Genomic DNA, 678 nt, shown 5'->3' with positions numbered 1-678 from the left:
AACGCGGCGGCGGCGAAGCTCACGGCGGGTGGAAGGGTGCGAGTACGCCTTGTCGGCCAGCAGGTGCTCAGGCCGGTTGCCGGCCTGGTTCAACGTGTCGAGAAGAGGGGCGAGGTAGGGGTTGTCACCTGCCTGGCCGGCGGAGAGCAGCAGGGCCACGGGGCGGACCGTCGCGTTGACCAAGGCGTGAATCTTGGTGGTCAGCCCGCCTCGGGACCGGCCGATGGCGTGGTCGGCGGGCTCGGGAATCGTGTCATTCGATCTCGCCCCCTGTGCTCCTCGCTGATGGCGCGCCGGCGGCATGCTGGTGTGCCCGCACGATGGTGGAGTCGGCCGACACCAACCAGTCCAGCTTGCCCGCTGCGCCGTACTCGGCCAGGACACGTTCGAAGATCCGCTGATACGTTCCATCAGTTGACCAGCGCCGATGCCGCTTCCACGCGGTCTTCCACGAGCCGAACTCCTCGGGCAGATCACGCCACGGCGACCCGGTCCGAAACCGCCACGCGATCGCTTCCAGCACCAGCCGATGATCACGCCACCGACGCCCGCGCCGACCCACGTGGGATGGCAGCTCCGGCTCGATCAACTCCCACAACTCATCCGAAATCACACCAGTTCTGAGCACTCATCCATGATCAACCACACCAAACGAAAGAATTGGGAGACACGCCCTAG

1 pseudogene is annotated in these 678 nt (G+C 65.9%); it reads right to left on the bottom strand.

The window, feature by feature from the left end:
• Positions 1-628: pseudogene (locus G1H10_RS33690) on the bottom strand (IS5 family transposase); the annotation flags it as partial.
• Positions 629-678: the final 50 nt, after the last annotated feature.

It is taken from the genome of Phytoactinopolyspora halotolerans, assembly GCF_010550675.1.
In the GTDB taxonomy this organism is placed as follows: Bacteria; Actinomycetota; Actinomycetes; order Jiangellales; family Jiangellaceae; genus Phytoactinopolyspora; species Phytoactinopolyspora halotolerans.
The sequence above is the reverse complement of the archived record's forward strand: the minus strand, read 5'-3'. Positions and strand labels throughout refer to the sequence as shown.